General features: G+C 67.1%; 16 protein-coding genes and 1 tRNA gene. 5 read left to right on the forward strand and 12 right to left on the reverse strand.

The window, feature by feature from the left end; genetic code table 11:
- Positions 1-19: 19 nt before the first annotated feature.
- The 6 genes from ACYQ2W_RS14580 to ffh form a co-directional block, all read right to left on the reverse strand.
- Entirely contained in the window at positions 20-1699 is a 1680-nt protein-coding gene (locus tag ACYQ2W_RS14580; protein ID WP_459868534.1) for a tetratricopeptide repeat protein, read from the reverse strand.
- A 331-nt stretch (positions 1700-2030) separates the two neighbouring features.
- The gene (rplS, locus tag ACYQ2W_RS14585; RefSeq protein WP_459868537.1) at positions 2031-2390 is read right to left on the reverse strand and encodes a 50S ribosomal protein L19; all 360 of its coding nucleotides are present in this window, start codon (positions 2388-2390) and stop codon (positions 2031-2033) included.
- 29 nt (positions 2391-2419) lie between these two features.
- Entirely contained in the window at positions 2420-3169 is a 750-nt protein-coding gene (gene trmD / locus ACYQ2W_RS14590) for a tRNA (guanosine(37)-N1)-methyltransferase TrmD (protein ID WP_459868540.1), read from the reverse strand.
- A gap of 6 nt (positions 3170-3175) precedes the next feature.
- Entirely contained in the window at positions 3176-3694 is a 519-nt protein-coding gene (rimM, locus tag ACYQ2W_RS14595) for a ribosome maturation factor RimM (RefSeq protein WP_459868543.1), read from the reverse strand.
- A gap of 17 nt (positions 3695-3711) precedes the next feature.
- Entirely contained in the window at positions 3712-3951 is a 240-nt protein-coding gene (rpsP, locus tag ACYQ2W_RS14600) for a 30S ribosomal protein S16 (protein ID WP_459868546.1), read from the reverse strand.
- 305 nt (positions 3952-4256) lie between these two features.
- On the reverse strand, positions 4257-5657 hold the full coding sequence (gene ffh / locus ACYQ2W_RS14605; protein WP_459868549.1) for a signal recognition particle protein: 1401 nt from the start codon (positions 5655-5657) through the stop codon (positions 4257-4259).
- Positions 5658-5904: 247 nt separating this feature from the next.
- Between ffh and ACYQ2W_RS14610 the strand changes: the two genes are divergently transcribed.
- The 3 genes from ACYQ2W_RS14610 (at position 5905) to ACYQ2W_RS14620 (ending at position 9093) form a co-directional block, all read left to right on the forward strand.
- Positions 5905-6723, forward strand: a complete 819-nt coding sequence (locus ACYQ2W_RS14610; RefSeq protein WP_459868552.1) for a cytochrome C assembly family protein — start codon at positions 5905-5907, stop codon at positions 6721-6723.
- Positions 6724-6920: 197 nt separating this feature from the next.
- Positions 6921-8210 (forward strand): HlyC/CorC family transporter, encoded by a 1290-nt coding sequence (locus tag ACYQ2W_RS14615; RefSeq protein ID WP_459868555.1) that lies wholly within the window; start codon positions 6921-6923, stop codon positions 8208-8210.
- 4 nt (positions 8211-8214) lie between these two features.
- Complete coding sequence (locus ACYQ2W_RS14620; protein WP_459868558.1) at positions 8215-9093, forward strand: PfkB family carbohydrate kinase; 879 nt, start codon at positions 8215-8217, stop codon at positions 9091-9093.
- A gap of 96 nt (positions 9094-9189) precedes the next feature.
- Here ACYQ2W_RS14620 and ACYQ2W_RS14625 read toward each other — a convergent pair whose 3' ends face one another.
- From ACYQ2W_RS14625 to ACYQ2W_RS14640, 4 genes are all read right to left on the reverse strand, one after another.
- A complete protein-coding gene (locus tag ACYQ2W_RS14625) occupies positions 9190-9525 on the reverse strand; it encodes a metal-sensitive transcriptional regulator (RefSeq protein ID WP_459868561.1) in 336 nt (111 codons plus the stop codon).
- On the reverse strand, positions 9512-9718 hold the full coding sequence (locus ACYQ2W_RS14630; RefSeq protein ID WP_459868564.1) for a heavy-metal-associated domain-containing protein: 207 nt from the start codon (positions 9716-9718) through the stop codon (positions 9512-9514). Before ACYQ2W_RS14630 ends, ACYQ2W_RS14625 begins: the two co-directional genes overlap by 14 nt.
- Before the next feature lie 120 nt (positions 9719-9838).
- A complete protein-coding gene (locus ACYQ2W_RS14635) occupies positions 9839-12274 on the reverse strand; it encodes a heavy metal translocating P-type ATPase (protein WP_459868567.1) in 2436 nt (811 codons plus the stop codon).
- Positions 12271-12438: a hypothetical protein gene (locus ACYQ2W_RS14640; RefSeq protein ID WP_459868570.1), complete on the reverse strand. Its 168-nt coding sequence runs from the start codon at positions 12436-12438 to the stop codon at positions 12271-12273. Before ACYQ2W_RS14640 ends, ACYQ2W_RS14635 begins: the two co-directional genes overlap by 4 nt.
- A gap of 379 nt (positions 12439-12817) precedes the next feature.
- On the opposite strand from ACYQ2W_RS14640, the gene ACYQ2W_RS14645 reads away from it, so the two are divergent.
- Positions 12818-13222, forward strand: coding sequence for a rhodanese-like domain-containing protein (locus ACYQ2W_RS14645; protein WP_459868573.1), 405 nt, complete (start codon positions 12818-12820; stop codon positions 13220-13222).
- A gap of 75 nt (positions 13223-13297) precedes the next feature.
- Positions 13298-15163, forward strand: a complete 1866-nt coding sequence (locus tag ACYQ2W_RS14650) for a methyl-accepting chemotaxis protein (protein ID WP_459868576.1) — start codon at positions 13298-13300, stop codon at positions 15161-15163.
- Positions 15164-15265: 102 nt separating this feature from the next.
- Here ACYQ2W_RS14650 and ACYQ2W_RS14655 read toward each other — a convergent pair.
- Both ACYQ2W_RS14655 and ACYQ2W_RS14660 read right to left on the reverse strand, forming a co-directional pair.
- A tRNA-Phe gene (locus ACYQ2W_RS14655) sits at positions 15266-15341 on the reverse strand.
- Between the two features lie 103 nt (positions 15342-15444).
- Positions 15445-15706 (reverse strand): DUF6763 family protein (locus tag ACYQ2W_RS14660; protein WP_459868579.1); only part of this gene is annotated, 262 nt, incomplete at its 5' end.

Raw genomic sequence — 15706 nt, forward strand, 5'->3', positions numbered from 1 at the left:
TCTCGCCCCAAGCGAAATTTCATCGGACCAGCCAGAGCTCCTGGAGCTTGTGACGTAACACCGCCTTGCGCGCCGGATCCTTGGTGACCGCCAGCAACCGCTGATAGAGCACCCGGGCATCGTCCGCCAACCCCGCCTCGGCCAGCGCCTCGGCGGCGGCGTAACGTGCGCTCTGCGCCCATTGATCGAGGGCGTAGGGGTCGAACAGACCGGCAGACTTGAGGTAGAGCCGGGCCGCCTCGGCGTACTCACCCAGCGCCTTGTGGGAATCACCCAGCCAATAGTAGATCTCGCGCCGCTGGCGGTCGTCCGCCCCGCGCACCAGGAGCCGCCGGAACAGACCCACCGCCTCCCGATGGCGCCCCACCGCCTGAAGGTCGAAGAGCACCTGAAGCAACCGGTCGATACGCTCCGCCGGCAGCGATGCCTCCCCCGCCAGCATCCCCTCCAGCAATTCGATGCCGGCCCCGTCCTGCCCGCCGAGGATCAGCACCCGGGCGCGACGCAGGCTCCACTCGTCGGCATCGCTCCCCGCCGGCGGGCGGGGGAGGCTCGCCATCAGTCGGGAGGCCAGCGGGATGTCGCCATCGGCCAGGGCGTGATCGAGCAGCAGGAAACGCACCACCTCGGGAACCGACTCCAGCGTTGGAAAACGGGGAGCCTCCAGATAGAGACGGCGGACGAGGCGCCGGCCCGCCGAATCGTCGCCGATCAGCCGCACCAGTTGAAGATGGGCCGCCACCGCCCGTTGCGGGTCACGGGCATTGAAGGCGAGCACGGTGAACAGCGCCGCGGCGCGGGTGGGGTGGCGCTTGATCTGGCTGCGGGCGGCCTGGAACCACTCCTCGTCCTGGCCGATCAACAGTTGCCGCTCATTGCCGAGGCGACTGCCGAGCGCCTCGTAGTCACGCCACAGCCGCCCCACGTCGAGGTCAAACAGCTCGCCCAGGGACTTCTCCAGCTGGTGGCCGCCGAACAGTTGTTCGAGGGCACGGATCGACCGCTCGGTATCCTCCCCCTTCTCCGCCGCCTCGGCGGCGAGCAGTTGAGCCATGGAACGCGCGCCGACGGCGCTGTTGGCTGCGTCGGCGATACGCACCGCGGCCCGCCGCACCGCCTCCGCATCCTCCTGATCGAGGCGCAGGCCGGCCAGCAGATAGAGAAGCTGCCCCTCATCGCCCTTGTCCCCATCGAGCAGTTGCAGCGCATCGTCGAAACGCCCCGCGCGGATCAGCACCCGGGCGCGCAGTCGCCGCCACTCCTCGCCACCGTCGCCATAGTCCTGTTGGTAGCGCAACATGGCGGCGTGGGCATCCTCCACCCGACCCTCCAGCAGATAGCTACGGATCACCAGCCGCCGCCAACCGGCCATCACCTCCGGCGGCGGCGGCTCGCCGGTGGACCAGATCAGCCGGCGCAGCCGCTCGCGCGCCTCACCGCTCTTGCCCAGATCGAGCAACGCCGCCGCCCGCTGGGTGGCGGCCCACTGACGGAAGTAGTCGGGCAGCCCCTCGGGCAGCGCCCCGACCCGTTCCACCACCCTTTCCTGCCGGCCGTTGGCGAGCAGCGTCTCGATCCGCGCCCGCTCCCATCCCATCCAGCCGGTGGCGTCCTGCTCCAGTGCCGGCTGCCCCTGATCCATCAGCTGCAACGCCAACCCCGGCGCGCCGCTGCGCGCCAGATCGACCAGCTCATCCAAGGAATATCGGGACGCCCCGTGGACGAGAACGGGGAGGAACAGCACAACACAGAGCGAAAGGGTGGAAAGGGGGTGTTGCATAACGGGTCCGTGATGAGAAAGGAGGCCGATCCGGGCCTCGAATGATACCCGATCCCCGCCCGGGCCTGCGCTCAAACGCCGACCTATAGCGGACCGTAGCGTGGATCCACCCTACGGCGCCATACCACCCACACATGCCCTTCATGGCAAAACCCACGAAGCCAAACCGAAGGACCGGCGGAAACGAAAAAGGCCGGGGCGATCCGCGCAAACGGATCGCCCCGGCCTTTCCCCGCCATCCGCGCGAACGCTAGTTCGCGCGGCGGGCCAGCTTCTCCTTGATGCGCGCGGCCTTGCCGGTACGCCCGCGAAGGAAGTAGAGCTTGGCGCGACGCACCTTGCCACGGCGCTTCACCTTGATCTCGGCGACGGCGGGGCTGTAGGTCTGGAAGACGCGCTCCACGCCGACGCCGCTGGAGATCTTGCGCACGGTGAAGGCGGAGTTGAGGCCGCGGTTGCGCTTGGCGATGCAGACGCCCTCGAAGGCCTGCAGACGCTCGCGCTCGCCCTCCTTCACCTTGACCTGGACGATCACGGTATCGCCGGGGGCGAAGTCCGGGACCTCGCGGTTCATCTGCTCGGCTTCGAGCTGCTGGATGATGTTGCTCATTGTCTATGCCCTACCCTGACTGGATATCTCTATATTTCCGATTCACCCCGCTCGGCGATGAATTCGTCGAGCAGCTCGTTCTCTTCCGCGGAGAGCGCACGGCCCTCCAGCAGCTCCGGCCTGCGGAGCCAAGTCCGCCCCAGCCCCTGTTTCAGACGCCAGCGGCGGATCGATTCGTGGTTGCCGCCGAGCAGCACCTCCGGCACCCGCCGGCCATCGATCACCTCGGGACGGGTGTAGTGGGGGCAGTCCAGCAGCCCGTCGGAGAAGGAGTCCTGCTCCGCCGACTGCTCCGCCCCCAGCGCCCCCGGCAATAACCGAGTCACCGCATCGACCAGCACCATGGCACCCAGTTCACCGCCGCTGAGCACGTAGTCGCCGATCGACCACTCCTCGTCCACCAGGGTCTCGATGATCCGCTCATCGATCCCCTCGTAGCGGCCGGCCACCAGCACCAGGCCGGGACAGCCGCTCAATTCCTGCACCCCCGACTGATCGAGGGGGCGCCCCTGGGGCGAGAGGTAGACCACCTTTGCCGCCGGCCCCGCCGCCCGTTTGGCGTCGAGCAGGGCGTCGCGCAGCGGCTCCACTTTCATCACCATCCCGGGGCCGCCGCCGTAGGGACGATCGTCCACCGTACGGTGGCGGTCGTGGGTGTAGTCCCGCGGATTCCAGGCCACCACCCGGATCAGTTCCCGCTCCACCGCCCGGCGGACGATGCCGCAGGCGGTGAAGGCGTCGATCAGCTCCGGGAAGAGGGTGACGACGTCGAAACGCATCGCCCGCTAAAACTCCGGATCCCAGTCGACCTCGATGCAACCGGCCTCGAGATCCACCGCCACCACCGCATCATCGGTGTAGGGAATCAGGCGTTCCCGTTCCCCCTTCACCACCAGCACGTCGTTGGCGCCGGTCTCGAAGAGGTGATCCACCTTCCCCAGTCCGACGCCCTCGGTGGTCACCACCGCCAACCCCTCCAGGTCGGCCCAGTAGTAATCACCGGGCTCGAGCGCAGGCAGCTGATCACGGGGCACCGCGATCTCGGCATCGATCAGGCGGGCGGCGGCGTCACGATCCTCGACCGACTCCAGCCGCACCACCACGCCCTTGCCGTGGGCCTTGCCGCTGACCACTTTCATCGCCCGCCATTCGCCGCCGAGGCGGATCAGCCAGGGGCTGTAGCGGACGATCTGTTCCCGCGGCTCGGTGTGGGAGAAGACCTTCACCCAGCCACGGACACCGAATAGGCCGGAGATCCGGCCCAGTGCCACCAACTCCCGTTCGTCGGCTGCGAGCGGCGGCACGATCACCCTACCGAAGCTTAGGCGGCGCTCTTCAGCAGCTTGGCGACGCTGTCGGAGGCCTTGGCACCCTGGCCGAGCCAGTACTCGATGCGCTCGCGGTCGAGGCGCAGCCCCTCCTCGTTCTCCTTGGCGATGGGGTTGAAGAAACCGACGCGCTCGATGAAGCGACCGTCGCGCTTGTTACGGCTGTCGGTGACGACGACCTGATAGAAGGGGCGCTTCTTGGCGCCGCCGCGGGACAAACGGATGGTGACCATGACCTGAAAATTCTCCGAAGACGAAGCAAACAAGGCCGCCCGGAAGGCGGCCCACGTCGAGAAACGCGGAATTCTACCCCAATCCCGAAAAAAAGGAACCCCCTATCGCGTTTCTGGCGAAACGCGATAGGGGGTTCCTTTTTTTCGGGACATTGGCTGAGAGGAAACCGTAGGGTGTGCCGAGGGACGAGGCGCACCAGTCAATTCAGGGCGGTGCACCTCGTCCCTCGGCACGCCCCGCAAAACCTTAGACCTCTTCTCCGCGTTCTCTGCGTCTCTGCGCTCTCTGCGTTTCCAGTCGAGCGCTAAAAAGGCATCCCCCCCCCGAACGGCCCACCACCACCCATGCCGCCCGGCATCCCCGGCAGCTTGCCGCCGAGGCCGCGCATCATCTTGGCCAGGCCGCCGCCCTTCATCTTCTTCATCATCTTCTGCATCTGGGTGAACTGCTTGAGCAGCTTGTTGACGTCCTGCACCTGGACCCCGGAGCCGGCGGCGATGCGCTTCTTGCGCGAGCCCTTGATGATCTCCGGTCGCTTGCGCTCGCCGGGGGTCATCGAGTTGATGATCGCCACCAGGCGCTTGATCTCCTTGTTGGCGTCCACCTTGTCGCGCATCTCCTTGGGGATCTGGGAGACGCCGGGCATCTTGTCCAGCATCGAGGAGAGATCGCCCATCTTCGACACCTGCTCCATCTGCTGGCGGAAGTCCTCCAGATCGAATCCCTTGCCCTTGCTCAGCTTCTTGGCGAACTTGGCCGCCTCCGCCTGGTCGACCTTGGCGTGGGCCTCCTCCACCAGGGAGAGGATGTCACCCATCCCCAGGATGCGCGAGGCGACCCGGTCGGGGTGGAACGGCTCCAGCGCATCCACCTTCTCGCCGACGCCGAGGAACTTGATCGGCTTGCCGGTGAGCTGGCGCACCGAGAGCGCCGCACCGCCGCGGGCGTCGCCGTCGGTCTTGGTCAGCACCACGCCGGTCAACGGCAGCGCGTCGTTGAACGCCTTGGCGGTGTTGGCCGCATCCTGACCGGTCATCGCGTCGACCACGAAGAGCGTCTCGACCGGCTTGACCGCGGCGTGCAGCCGCTTGATCTCGCCCATCATCTCCTCATCGATGTGCAACCGACCGGCAGTATCCACCAGCAGCACGTCGACGAACTGCTTCTTCGCCTGGTCGATCGCGCGGGCGGCGATCTTCACCGGATCCTCACCGGCGTCCGAGGGGTGGAACTCCACCCCCACCTCGCCGGCCAGGGTCTCCAACTGTTTGATCGCGGCGGGGCGGTAGACGTCACAGGAGACCACCATCACCTTCTTCTTCGAGCGCTCCTTGAGCAGCCGCGCCAACTTCGCCACCGAGGTGGTCTTGCCCGAGCCCTGCAGGCCCGCCATCAGCACCACCGCCGGCGGCTGTGCGGAGAGGTCGAGGGCCTCGTTGGCCTCGCCCATCAGCCGCACCAGCTCGTCGTTGACCACCTTCACCAGGGCCTGGCCGGGGGTCAGGCTGGAGAGCACCTCCTGCCCCACCGCCCGCTCGCGCACCCCATCGATGAAGGTGCGCACCACCGGCAGCGCCACGTCCGCTTCCAGCAGCGCCATGCGCACCTCGCGCAGGGCGTCCTTGATGTTCTCCTCGGTCAGACGCCCGCGGCCGCGCAGGCGGTCCAGGGTCTTGCCGAGTCGGTCGGTGAGATTCTCAAACATGGGATAGTGATCCGATCGGTTGGGGTCAGACGAGGGGCGAAAGTATACCGTAGGCGTACCTCGCAGTCGCAGGCGACCTGGTTCCGAGGCGCGCCGAGGAAAGAACGAAGGAACCAACGCCCCTTTTTCGGGCCTCCGCGCGTTCCCACCCTCGCCTCGAACGACGGCGCCCAACCAGACCCGAGATGCAATCGGCGGCACCTTTGTGCCATCATTCACCGCTTCAATATAAGGAGTCCCATCCGGCATGAGCGTCCCCGTTCTCGGCAGCATCACCACCCTTCTCTATCTGGCCAGTGGCATCTGGCTGGGGATGCGCCTGGCGCGTGGAGCGGAGGCGGCCGGACTGGCACCGTGGCTGCCGCTGACCCCGACGCTGATCGGCTCCATGGGCCACGCCTACGTGCTCACCCATACCCTCTTCTCCGCCGGGGGGATCGACCTCTCCTTCGTCAACGCCGCCTCGCTGGTGGCCTGGCTGGTGGTCATGCTGCTGCTCGCCGCCACCACCGCCCGACCGGTGGCCAGCCTCGGCATCGCCCTGCTGCCGACGGCGGCCCTCGCCCTGGCCACCCAGTTGTTGTTCCCCGCCCACGGCCACCTGCTGGGTCACCTGCCCCGGGCACTGCAGTTCCACATCCTGATCTCGGTCACCGCCTACAGCCTGTTCGCCATCGCCGCGGTTCAGGCGATCCTCCTCGCCATCCAGGACCGACACCTGCACAACCGCCACCCCGGCGGCTTCATCCGCGCCCTGCCGCCACTGGCCTCGATGGAGCGGCTACTGTTCCAGATGATCGGTATCGCCTTCGTGCTGCTCACCCTGGGACTGATCAGCGGTTCGTTTTTCCTGGAGGACATCCTCGGCCAGCACCTGGCCCACAAGACCGTCTTCTCGGTGGCCGCCTGGATCATCTTCGCCACCCTGCTGTGGGGCCGCCGCCAGCGCGGCTGGCGCGGCCGCAAGGCGATCCGCTGGACGCTGATCGGCTTCGTTCTGCTGGCGCTGGCCTTCCTCGGCACCAAGCTGGTGCTGGAGCTGATCCTCAAGGAATACGCGATGTGACGGGGCGAACGCCGACGCCTTCGCCGCCCGACGATTTCAACATGATGGGCATGAAGGAAGATCTTGCCGGCCCCTCTGCATGCCCTTCGTTCCCCTTCATGGTAAAAAACCGCCCTCGCCCCAACCACCGGCTGCTTGACAGGGGCGGCGGGCGGCCGTGAAATAACCGACCCATCCCCCTCAGAGGCTCCCCCTCCTTGGACGAGATCCCGCTATGGGTGCTCGGTAGCGCGCTCTTCGTGCTGATTCTGCTTTCGGGCTTCTTCTCCGGTTCGGAGACCGGCATCACCACGCTGAACCGCTACCGACTGCGCCACCTGGCCGACAGCGGCCATCGCGGTGCGCGGCTGGCCAGCCAACTGCTGGAGCGCCCGGACCGGCTGATCGGCCTAATCCTGCTCGGCAACAACTTCGTCAACATCCTCGCCTCGGCGCTGGCCACCGTGCTCTTCATGCGTCTGCTCGGCGAGGCCGGGATCATGGTCGCCACCACCGTGCTCACGGTGGTGATCCTGATCTTCGCCGAAGTGCTGCCGAAGACCCTCGCCGCCCTCCACCCGGAGCGGGTCGCCTTCCCCGCCGCCCACGTCTACGCCGTCATCAAGTGGCCGCTCGCCCCCTTCGTGATGACCGTCAACTTCATCGTCAACGCCATCCTGCGCAGCCTCGGCGTCTCCCCGGAAGGGGGGGTCGACATGGCGCTCAACCGCGAAGAGCTGCGCAGCGTGGTGGTGGAGGCGGGCGCGATGATCCCGCGGAGCCACCAGAAGATGCTGCTCAGCATCCTCGACCTGGAGAAGGTCACCGTCGACGACATCATGATCCCGCGCAACGAGATCATCGGCATCGACCTGGAGGACGACTGGAACCGCATCGCCGAGCAGCTGCGCACCAGCCAGTACACCCGCATCCCCGCCTTCCACGAGGACATCGACAACGTGGTCGGTCTGCTCCACCTGCGCAAGGCGCTGCCGGTGATCGAGCGCGAGGCCGGCAACAAGGAGGCGCTGGTCACCACCCTGCGCGAGCCCTATTTCATCCCCGAGGGGACCCCGCTGCATACCCAGTTGCTCAACTTCCAGAAGAGCCGCCGGCGGATCGGCCTGGTGATCAACGAATACGGCGACATCCGCGGCCTGGTCACCCTGGAGGACATCCTGGAGGAGATCGTCGGCGAGTTCACCACCGACCCCTCCGCCGACATCGGCGACGTCACCCCCGACCCGGAGCACCCCGGCGCCTTCCTGGTCGACGGCGCCGCCTACGTGCGCGAGCTCAATCGCGCCATGCATTGGGGCCTGCCCACCGACGGCCCGAAGACCCTCAACGGGCTGATCCTCGAATACCTGGAGACGATCCCCGACCCGGGGACCGCCTTCGCCATCGCCGCCTACCCTATGGAGATCGTGCAGATCAAGGAGAACGCGGTGAAATCGGTACGCATCCACCCCCAACTGCGCCGGGCCGAAGAGCCGGAGGAGAGCTGACAGCATGGCCCGCATCCTGACCGTGGGAATCGCCACCCTCGACATCGTCAACACGGTAGACGGCTACCCCAACGAGGACGCCGAGGTGCGCGCCCTGGCCCAGGAGGTGCGTCGTGGCGGCAATGCCACCAACACTGCCGCAGTCCTCTCCCGCCTCGGCCATGCCACGGCCTGGGCGGGGGTGCTGGCGATCGAGCCCGACACCGGCCGAGTGCTGAAGGACCTGGAGCGGTTCGCCATCGACACCGCCCCCTGCCTGCGGGTGGAGGGGGGCAAGCTGCCGACTTCCTACATCACCCTCAACCGCCACAACGGCTCACGCACCATCGTCCACTACCGGGACCTGCCCGAATACGGCTTCGAGCAGTTCCAGACGCTGGACCTGGCGGGGTTCGACTGGATCCACTTCGAGGGGCGCAACGTCGAGGAGACCGGACGGATGCTCGCCCGGGCGCGGGAGGCGCGACCGGAGCTGCCGCTGTCGTTGGAGATGGAGAAGACCCGCGAGGGAATCGAGGAGCTGCTCGGACTGCCCAGCCTGCTGCTCTTCTCCCGTCACTACTCCATCGCCCGCGGCTTCGACCAGCCCGAGGAGCTGCTGGAGTGGACCGCCGGCAAGGCCCCGCAGGCGGAGCTGGTCTGTGCCTGGGGCGAGGCGGGGGCGTGGGGCCGCGACACCGCCGGCCACACCCACCACGTCCGCGCCCACCCGCCGAAAAAGCTGGTGGAGACCCTCGGCGCCGGCGACACCTTCAACGCCGGGATGATCGACGCCAAACTGCGCAACCTGCCGCTACCCGAGGCGCTGGAGGCCGCCAACCGCCTTGCCGGCCGCAAATGCGGCCTCCACGGCTTCTACGACCTGGCGCCGCCAAAAAATTAAACGCAAAGGCGCAAAGGCGCAAAGACGCCAAGGACACAAAGCATTCGTTTTCTTCCTTTGCGCCCTTCGCGTCTTTGCGCCTTTGCGTTGAAACCCTCATCTTCGGGTGAAGCGTTTCAGGACGCCCATCAGTTCGGAGATCGCCTCGTCGCCCTCGCCGGAGCGGACCGCGTTCTGCACGCAGCCGCGGGTGTGGTCCTCCAGCAGTTGCAACGCCACCGCGTCCAGGGCCGAGCGGGCGGCGGTGAGCTGGGTGAGGATGTCGACGCAGTAGCGGTCCCCGTCCACCATGGCGGCGATGCCGCGCACCTGCCCCCCCACCCGGCTCAACCGTTTCAGCAGCTCGCGCTTGTGGGGTTGAACCACCCGGCGCTCACCACCATCGACCAGCGGCGTCTGACAGCCGCACTCACTACCGCTACTCGGTTTCAAACCCCGCCTCCACCACCGCCCCCTTGAGCTGCTCCAGGCCCACCGCCGCTTCGTCGTAATCGACGGTGGCACTCGCCCCTTCCAGCGAGACCTCCACGCCGGCGACCCCGGGCAGCGCCCTCAGCGCCTTCTCGACGCCGCTCACGCAGCCACCACAACTCATTCCCTTCACCGTAATCGTCACTCTGCTCATCTCATCACTCCGTAGTTGGTTGATCACTGATAACGCAGAGAACGCGGAGACGCAGCGTCGCAGAGAGGAACGACGAGAATGGCCTTACCATCCCAGCCACTCCGCTCGCCATTTTCCCCATCAATCCATCTCTTCTCCGCGTCTCTGCGCCTCTGCGTCCTCCGCGTTTCTCACCCGCCCTCGATCAGGCCGCCAACGGCGCAGCAGCAGGGAATTGCTGACCACCGAGACCGAACTCATCGCCATCGCCGCGCCGGCGATCACCGGGTTGAGCAGGCCGAAGGCGGCCAACGGGATACCCAGCACGTTGTAGACGAAGGCGAAGAAGAGATTCTGGCGGATCTTGCCGAGGGTCGCCCGGGAGAGCTCGATGGCGTCGACCACCCCGTTGAGGTCGTTGCGCATCAGGGTGACGTCCGCTGCCTCAACGGCGATACCTGCGCCGGAACCGACGGCGAAACCGACGTCGGCGGCGGCCAGCGCCGGCGCGTCATTGATGCCGTCGCCGGCCATCCCCACCGCCCCCTTGCCCCGCGCGGCCTCAACCGCCTGCGCCTTGTCGCCGGGGCGCACCTCGGCGCGCCAGGCGTGGATGCCCAGCAAGCCGGCGATATGGCGTGCCGCCGCCTGGTGGTCGCCGGTCAGCATCACCGGCTCCACCCCCATCGCTTCCAAACGGGCTAGCGCCCGTTTGGAAGTATTGCGGAGAGGATCTGCAACGGCGATCCAGCCGATGAGGCGAAACCCATCCGCGAGAGCAATAACCGTCTTGCCCTGTTCCTGGAGCGGCTTCGCCGCCTCGGCATCCAGTGAAACACCCGCTCCTGACAACCAGGTCGGCGAGCCGAGCGACAACGACCGGCCGTCGATTTCTCCTCGAACGCCGCTGCCGGTCTCCGAATGGAAGCCATCGACAGGGTACAGCTCGACCCGGTCCGCCTTTGCCCGCGCCAGCAACGCGGCGGCCAAGGGGTGGTCGGAGCCCTGCTCCAGGGAGGCGGCCAAGCGCAACAGCCGATCGGAATCTTCCCCTTCCACCGGCAGCAGATCGGTCACCGCCGGCCGCCCCTCGGTGAGGGTGCCGGTCTTGTCCACCACCAGGGTACGCAGGGCCGCAGCCCGCTCCAGGGCAGCGGCGTCCTTCACCAGGATGCCGGCCCGCGCACCCTGTCCCATCCCCACCATCACCGCCGTCGGGGTGGCCAGGCCGAGGGCACAGGGACAGGCGATCACCAGCACCGCCACCGCGTTGATCAGCGCCACGGACAGCTCGCCGGACCAGACCCACCAGCCGACGAAGGTGATCAGGGCCACCAACACCACCGCCGGCACGAAGATCCCGGCAATGCGGTCGGCCAACCGCTGGATCGGCGCCTTGGAGCCCTGGGCCGCCTCCACCAAGCGGACGATCTCCGCCAACGCGGTGTGCGCGCCGACCCCGGTGGCACGGCACTTCAGCATGCCCCCGCCGTTGCGGGTGGCGGCGTATACCTTGGCGCCGGGCCCCTTGGCGAGCGGCATCGACTCGCCGGTGAGCAGACTCTCATCGACGCTGGAACTTCCCTCCACCACCTCACCGTCCACCGCCACACTCTCGCCGGCACGCACCACGAAGAGCTCCCCGGGGAGGATCGAATCGACCGCCACCTCCTCCAACTCGCCGTCCCTCTCCACCCGCACCCGCCGCGGTTGGAGCTGGAGCAGCTGTTCCACCGCCTTCGAGGTCTTGCCCTTGGCCCACGCTTCCAGCAGCTTGCCCATCAGCACCAGGGTGATCACCGCGGCCCCGGCCTCGAAGTAGACGTGCTGCCCAGTAAGACCGGCGAGGGTGACCACGCTGCTGTAGAGCCACGCCATGGAGGTGCCGAGCGCCACCAGCACGTCCATGTTGGCGCCGCCGCCACGCAGCGCATGCCAGGCGCCGCGGTAGAAGCGCCACCCCACCCACAGCTGTACCGGGGTGGCGAGCAGCAACTGCACCCAACGGGGCAGCTCCCCGGCGAGCCCCGCCGTCATCCACACCATCTGCGCCAGCAACGGCAGGGTGAGCGCCAGGGCGACGACGAACCGCCGGCGCTCGGCGCGATAACTGGCCTTGCGCCGCGCCCGCTCCCCGGCGCGCTCGTTCATCCCCAGTTCGCGGGCGGCGTAACCCGCCCGCTCGACCGCGGCGATCAACGCCGGCACCTCGACCTGCCCCGGCAGGAAACGCACCCGCGCCTTCTCGGCCGCCAGGTTGACCGTCGCCTCCACCCCCTCCATGCGATTGAGCACCGTCTCCACCCGGCTCGAACAGGCGGCGCAGGTCATCCCGTCGATGGCCAGCTCGACGCTGCGCGGTACCACCGAGAAACCGGTCTTGACCACCAAATCCACCAGTTGCTCGGGACTCACCCGCGTCTCGTCGAAACGGATCAGCGCCTTCTCGCCGGCGAAGTTGACCGCCGCCTCCACCCCGGGGAGGGTGTTGAGACGCCGCTCGATGCGCGCCGCGCAGGCGGCACAGCTCATCCCACCGATCGAGAGTTCGACGCTCGATGCCTTCGAATCACTCATTGCCCTTTACGACCGTCAAAGAAGAGATATTTGACCAGGGCGGCCACCACCAGGAACAGCAGCAACCAGAGCAGCAGGCCGATCAGGCCATGCCCCCAAAAGAGAGGCCCACCGAATCCGGAACCGTGCATGAAAACCTCCTCGCCGCGGAACGGCCGGTTCATCGGATAGCCAAAAACATATACCCCCTACCCGTATCCGTCCAATCCCCCCGGGACAGATCACCCCAACCGTCCTCTGCCGCTCCCGGCAAGCCGCTTTCCGGGTGCACGACGCGCCCCGTCGGACCATGTGGCGGGGAATCGGTGGATATACGAAATTTCCTATGAGCAATGTAGGTAAATTACTTACTTATATACTTATTTGATTTATTCAAAACGGGGTAGTAGAAATGTTTCGCCGGTCCGATCCGGTTCGGGCAAACACGCAGTACATCGGCCCTTCGAGTGGCCGCCCCCTCGCTCCCGCTCCTCCCGGATTCACTGAGAGAACACTCCGCCGGCCGACCCCGACAATAACCCTATAGATACCATGGAGAATCACATGAGACTGATCCGCATCCTTGCCGCCGCACTGCTGTTCGCCGCTGGCCCGCTGTTCGCCGGCGAGTCCCCCGAATCGGTGGCCGGCGCCACCACCGTCGACGTCAACCAGGCGAAGGCGCTGTTCGAGGCCGGCGCACTGTTCGTCGACCCCCGCCGCGATAGCGACTGGGAAGCCGGGCGCATCCCCGGGGCGGTCCACCTGGAGCTGAAGAGCGCCTTCACCGAGGAGGCGCTGGCCGCCGAGGCCGGCAAGGACGAGCCGGTGGTCTTCTACTGCAACGGCCCGAAGTGCGCACGCGCCGCCCACGCCAGCGAGAAGGCGGTGAGCTGGGGCTACATCAAGGTCAACTACTTCCGCGACGGCTTCCCCGCCTGGCAGGCCGCCGGCAACGCCGTCGAATAATCCCACCGCCAACCGCCCGTAACGCCCGGCCTGCGTGCCGGGCGCGCCGTCTATTTCCCATCGGAACGACCGCCCATGACCCTGAAGACCCGCATCCTCCTGTTCGCCACCGCCGCCGTACTCACCGTCTCGGCGGCCCTGGTCGCCGCCGGCTGGATGGCCCAGCGCAAGGCCGACGAGCGATTCGCCGAAGCGACCATCCAGGGCAACATCGCGCTTTGGCGCAAGAGCATCGAAGGGCAGCTCGATCAGATGGAGCACAGCACCCCGGCACTGACCCGCAACCGCGGCCTCTCCGACGCGCTGCGCAAACGGCAGCTCGACAAGGTGCCGGAGGCGGGAGTCAACAGCTACCGCCGGCTCAGCACCCAGGGAGTGGTCAGCCGGGTGCAGGTCACCGACACCGGAGGAGCGGTCCTGATGTCCGCGCCCGAGGCGTTCCAGGGGATCACCGCCAAGAAACTGGTGCATCAGGCGCTGGAGCAGAACAAGGTGATGCGCGGCGTGGAGGCCGACGACGACGGCGCACTGATGGCGGTGGTCGCCTTTCCCCTCTACGCCCGCGGCAAGCCGGTAGGGGCCGGCGTCTTCATGCGCGAGCTGGCGGCCACCGCCGAAGGGTTCGCCACCGCCGCCGAGGCGGACCTCTTCATCGTCGGCCGGGACGGACGGCTGCTCACCGCCACCCGACCGGAGCTGTTCCAGCAATTGAAGGTCGACCATGCAGGATTCGGCGAGCGCCGGCTCACCCATCACGCCCTCGCGGGGGCCACCTACGCGGTCAGCCAGTTCCCACTGCCCGGCGTCGACGGCCAGCCGATCGCCGAACTCTACGGGGTCAAGGACTTCACCGAAAACTACGCCGGCCAGCAGGCGATCAACCACATCGCCTACCTGCTCACCGCCGTGGTGGTGGGCGGCTCGCTGGTCGGCCTCTATCTCTTCCTCAACCACTCCTTCGGACCGCTGCGCCGGGCAGTGGATCTGGTCAACGAGGTGGCGGCCGGCGACCTCACCCACACCATCGAGGTGAAGGGCCGCGACGAGACCGCCGAGGTACTCTCCGCGGTACGCACCATGGTGGAGAATCTCCACGATATGATCGGCGGCATCAACCGCGTCACCGACCAGCTCGGCTCCGCCGCCGAGGGGATGTCGGCGGTGGCCGAGCAGACCAGTCGCGGCATCCGCCAGCAACAGGGGGAGACCGATCAGGTGGCCGCCGCCATCGACCAGATGACCACCACCATCCATGAGGTCGCCCGTAGCGCCGCCAATGCCGCGGATGCGGCGCGTAGCGCGAGCAGCGATGCCGGCGCCGGCCGCAGCGTGGTCGAGGCCACCGTGGGGGCGATCAGCGCCCTGGCCGGCGAAGTGGAGCAAGCCGCCGAGGCGATTCGGCGACTGGAGAGCGACAGCGACAACATTGGCTCAGTGGTTGACGTGATCAACGAGATTGCCGACCAGACCAACCTGCTCGCCCTCAACGCCGCCATCGAGGCGGCGCGGGCCGGAGAACAGGGGCGCGGCTTTGCGGTGGTGGCCGATGAGGTGCGCACACTGGCCACCCGCACCCAGCAGTCGACCCAGGAGATCCGCCAGATGATCGAGCGCCTGCAGCAGGCCGCCGCCCACGCCGGGAAGATCATGCAACAGGGGCGGGAGCGGGCCGCCACCAGCGTCGAACAGGCGGCCAAGGGGGGCGAGGCACTGGCCGGCATCACCCAAGCGGTGGACACCATCTCCCAGATGAACACCCAGATCGCCACCGGCGCCCAGCAGCAAGGGGGGGTAGCCGAAGAGATCAACCGTCGGGTGGGAACCATCCGCGAGGTGGTCGGCCAGACCGCCGAAGGCGCCCAACAGACCGCCACCGCCAGCGAACAGCTGGCCGGCGAAGTGGGCCATCTGCGCGCCCTGGTAACCCGCTTCAAGGTTTGAGCAACACACGGACCGCCGTCAGGCGGTCCGCCCCACACGAAAAAGCCGATACCGGAAAAAACGAAAGGGGCCGCGCTTAGGCGCGGCCCCTTTCGTTTTTTCTGGTGGCCAGGGAGGGAATCGAACCCCCGACACGGGGATTTTCAATCCCCTGCTCTACCAACTGAGCTACCTGGCCGAAGAAGGCGCGTATTAAACAGGGAAGCCACCGACAAGTCAAGGGGATCACCGGCCTGCCGCGAATCGATCTCCCGCCCCCTGCGGCGGGCACCTTGCCACCCTCACTCCATGCGATCGACGTCTTCCAGATAGTTGTGCCACTCGTCGTGGCGATTCTCCTCCAGATCGACGCCGTAATCCTCCCGCTCGATATCGAGGGAGCCCTTCCAATCCTCCGGCGGCTCGCTGACCTCGATCTCCAAGTCGCCCCAGGCATCCATGTCCAGCTCCTCGACGGTGCCGTCGTAATACTGGATCTCCACATTGCCGGTCGGCGCATCGAAGGCGACCACCTCGAACTTCTCGCCGCGTGGGTTCTTGTAC

Source organism: Endothiovibrio diazotrophicus (assembly GCF_054657215.1).